Raw genomic sequence first — 2,780 nt, 5'->3', positions numbered from 1 at the left:
GCTGTTATCGAAGGCGAGCTTGATCTGATTCAGGTCGAGAAGCGCATTCGTGGTCGTGTTAAGAAGCAAATGGAAAAGAGTCAGCGCGAGTACTACCTGAATGAGCAAATGAAAGCTATCCAGAAAGAAATGGGAGCGATCAACGAAGGTGGTAACGAGTTCGAAGAGCTGGAAAACAAAATTCAAACGGTGGGTATGAGTGCAGAGGCCAAGAAGAAGGCTGAAGCAGAGCTTAAAAAGTTGAAGATGATGTCGCCGATGTCTTCAGAGGCCTCTGTTGTGCGGGGCTATGTTGAATGGCTTGTAAACCTTCCCTGGAAAAAGAAAAGTAAAGTTCGTCACGATATCGTTAAGGCAAGAGAAATTCTTGATGCGGACCATTACGGCCTGGAAGAAGTTAAAGATCGTATTATTGAATATTTGGCAGTGCAGAGCCGGGTTAAGAAGCTTAAAGGGCCGGTATTGTGTTTGGTTGGGCCTCCTGGTGTAGGTAAAACCTCCTTGGGGCAATCTATTGCGAAGGCAACAAACCGAAAATATACCCGTGTTGCACTGGGTGGTGTGCGTGATGAAGCAGAGATTCGTGGTCATCGCCGAACTTATATCGGTTCAATGCCAGGTAAACTGATTCAGAAGCTTTCTAAAGTCGAAGTGAAGAACCCGCTGTTCTTGTTTGATGAAATCGATAAATTGGGTGCTGATCATCGTGGTGACCCGGCTTCGGCTTTGCTTGAGGTGTTAGATCCAGAACAAAATCATACCTTTAATGATCACTATCTAGAAGTAGATTATGATTTGTCCGATGTTATGTTTGTCTGTACCTCAAACTCAATGAACATCCCTCCGGCCTTGCTTGATCGTATGGAGGTTATCCGTATTCCGGGTTACACCGAAGATGAAAAGATCAATATCGCGCAAAAATACCTGATCCCGAAACAGATCAAAGATAATGGCCTGAAAAAAGGTGAGCTCGCTATTGCCGAAGATGCAATAAGAGATGTGATTCGTTATTACACCAAAGAAGCGGGTGTTCGAGGGCTGGAGCGAGAGCTTGCTAAAGTTTGTCGCAAGGTAGTGAAGGAAATTCTAGAGTCTAAAGAGGCTATTGAGATTACCGTAGATAGCAAAAATATCGATCAGTACTTAGGTGTGCGCAAATTTAGTTACGGCATGGCTGATGAAAAGGACCGGGTAGGGCAGGTTACTGGTCTGGCATGGACGCAGGTTGGCGGCGAGTTGTTGTCAATTGAATGTAGTACTGTGCCGGGTAAAGGTAAGGTTGTTCGGACGGGGTCTTTGGGTGATGTAATGCTGGAGTCAATACAAGCTGCTATGACTGTTGTAAGAAGTCGAGCTGGCGGCTTTTATATCGATGACAACTTTCATGAAAAGCATGATATTCATGTCCATGTTCCTGAAGGTGCGACGCCAAAAGATGGGCCGAGTGCGGGTATCGCAATGTGCACGGCAATGGTTTCCTCATTTACTGGCATTCCAGTTCGTGCAGACGTTGCGATGACAGGTGAAATAACCTTGCGTGGTCAGGTCCTTGCTATTGGTGGCTTGAAAGAAAAGTTATTAGCGGCACATAGAGGTGGAATAAAACTAGTTCTAATTCCTCAAGAAAATGAAAAAGACTTGAAGGAAATTCCGGATAATATTAGAGCAGACCTCGAAATTGTACCGGTTAAGTGGATTGACGAAGTTTTAGAGCGCGCTTTGGCGTATTCTCCCGAAAGTGATGAACACAAGGAAAAAATGCTGCAAAAGTCCGAAAAAGAAGGTTCAGAGGTGAAAGATGAGGCTTCTGAGAGAATAAATACACATTAGGCGCTCAGGCTGCTTGACAGGGCTTTCGCTCAGTTGGTATAAAACAGTCTGACGTCAGGCAGCAGTAATTTAGGGGGCTCCGACCTGTCATGTGATATTTGTTAGTTGTCTTTTTGAGTATCAAAGATACAATTGACGAATGTTTTTAAAAGTGTAAGATTTCTAAGAATCAAAAAGCACATCATTATAAATTATATACAGAGATTACCTTGCAGCATTCTGCGAAAGTCTCGTATGTTTACAGTTATCTCAAAAGGGGTTTAGTGTGAATAAGTCTGAACTAATTGATGCAATTGCAGAATCTGCAGACATTTCTAAAGCAGCCGCTGGTCGTGCTATCGACGCGGTTGTAGAATCAGTTACAAATGCACTTAAAGAAGGTGATCAGGTAACGTTGATTGGTTTTGGTACCTTCTCTGTGAAAGATCGTGCAGCAAGAACTGGTCGTAACCCACAGACTGGTGCAGAAATTCAAATCGCTGCTGCCAAGATTCCTAGCTTTAAAGCTGGTAAAGGCCTAAAGGATGCAGTAAACGGCTAGTAAGCTGTTTGTTGAATCGGCTTACTTTAGTAAGTTAGAAAAAAGCCGCTCTTAGCGGCTTTTTTTGTGCCTGTAATTCGTGAATTGCTAAGTGAGTCGGAATGATTTGGGGTGTTTTGACAGTACCTGGCATAAATCTAATATGGGGCTAAACTTAAAGGATAAGCAAAAGGAGGATGTTCGCTTTGAGTACGGCAAAGATATTGTTAGTAGAAGATAATGCAGGTGAAGAAGAGTTGGCTTTGTTTGCGCTTAAAAAAGCGGGCGTAGAGCAGAAAGATGTTGTCATTGTTAGGGATGGGCAAGAGGCGATTGATTACCTGTGTGGAAAGGGGCAGTACGCTGGCCAGCAGTTCGACCCTGAGATAAGGGTGGTTTTCCTCGATTTGAATTTGCCAAAAGTTCATGG

General features: G+C 43.7%; 2 protein-coding genes and 1 pseudogene. All 3 read left to right on the top strand.

The features are described 5' to 3' along the window. A partial coding sequence (lon, locus tag A3761_RS21675) for an endopeptidase La (RefSeq protein WP_068750859.1) occupies positions 1-1,830 on the top strand: 1,830 nt, incomplete at its 5' end. A 265-nt stretch (positions 1,831-2,095) separates the two neighbouring features. Further along, entirely contained in the window at positions 2,096-2,371 is a 276-nt protein-coding gene (gene hupB / locus A3761_RS21670; protein WP_068506893.1) for a nucleoid-associated protein HU-beta, read from the top strand. Positions 2,372-2,556: 185 nt separating this feature from the next. Further along, a pseudogene (locus A3761_RS21665) lies at positions 2,557-2,780 on the top strand (response regulator); the annotation flags it as partial.

It is taken from the genome of Oleiphilus sp. HI0123, assembly GCF_001635315.1.
This window is presented reverse-complemented; position numbering and strand designations above follow the sequence as displayed.